Source organism: Vibrio sp. Isolate30, assembly GCF_022397975.1.
Classification (GTDB): Bacteria; Pseudomonadota; Gammaproteobacteria; order Enterobacterales; family Vibrionaceae; genus Vibrio; species Vibrio fortis.
In genome coordinates this window covers 1-924 of the sequence record NZ_JAKEUS010000024.1, presented here as the reverse complement: position 1 = coordinate 924, position 924 = coordinate 1, and the positions used below count along the sequence as shown (strand labels likewise).

The 924-nt window shown below is 44.9% G+C and carries 5 tRNA genes and 1 rRNA gene; all 6 read right to left on the bottom strand.

The window, feature by feature from the left end:
- Positions 1 to 296: 296 nt before the first annotated feature.
- A tRNA-Val gene (locus tag L1D60_RS23375) sits at positions 297 to 372 on the bottom strand.
- A gap of 32 nt (positions 373 to 404) precedes the next feature.
- Positions 405 to 480: transfer RNA gene (locus L1D60_RS23370), tRNA-Lys, on the bottom strand.
- A 2-nt stretch (positions 481 to 482) separates the two neighbouring features.
- Positions 483 to 550: transfer RNA gene (locus L1D60_RS23365), tRNA-Glu, on the bottom strand.
- Positions 551 to 554: 4 nt separating this feature from the next.
- Positions 555 to 630: transfer RNA gene (locus tag L1D60_RS23360), tRNA-Lys, on the bottom strand.
- Positions 631 to 632: 2 nt separating this feature from the next.
- Positions 633 to 708 (bottom strand) — tRNA-Glu (locus L1D60_RS23355).
- 122 nt (positions 709 to 830) lie between these two features.
- A 16S ribosomal RNA gene (locus L1D60_RS23350) occupies positions 831 to 924 on the bottom strand; the annotation flags it as partial.

The window sequence follows — 924 nt, the reverse complement described above, 5'->3', positions numbered from 1 at the left end:
AAGAAGGGTTAGTTCTTATTACGTGTTTGCCGGACTCAATGGTGAATCAAACTAAGTTTGATTCGAATACAAGACACTTGAATGTGTTTGTGTTGTGTTTATCCAAAGGATAAACATTGAGAACTTTTAATTTGATTTAAATAACTGTGTTATTTAAATCAGTCAGCTTTCCAAATTGTTAAAGAGCATGAGACTTCGTTAGAAGTTCATTTTCTAAAGACTCTCACAGTCGAAAAATCCAACCAGCAACCTAAATTGTGGTTTGGAGTTTTGAAMTTCCAAGAATATTTAGAGAATGGTGGGCGATACCGGGCTCGAACCAGTGACCCCCTGCTTGTAAGGCAGGTGCTCTCCCAACTGAGCTAATCGCCCACGATAGTTTTAATTCCTTCGCGGAGAAAGAATGGTGGGTCGTGCAGGATTCGAACCTGCGACCAATTGATTAAAAGTCAACTGCTCTACCAACTGAGCTAACGACCCAATGGTATCCCGTAGGGGAGTCGAACCCCTGTTACCGCCGTGAAAGGGCGGTGTCCTAGGCCTCTAGACGANAATGGTGGGTCGTGCAGGATTCGAACCTGCGACCAATTGATTAAAAGTCAACTGCTCTACCAACTGAGCTAACGACCCAATGGTATCCCGTAGGGGAGTCGAACCCCTGTTACCGCCGTGAAAGGGCGGTGTCCTAGGCCTCTAGACGAACGGGACACTAAGTTTGTTTCCRCTTTAAAAARCAGAAGCAAATTGGTTGAAGATATTGGGATATCTTCRTCTCTTTACTTTCTAAACCRTATCAATCTGTGTGGACACTTATCGTGAATATCTTCGTATAAGGAGGTGATCCAGCCCCAGGTTCCCCTAGGGCTACCTTGTTACGACTTCACCCCAGTCATGAACCACAAAGTGGTGAGCGTCCTCCCGAAG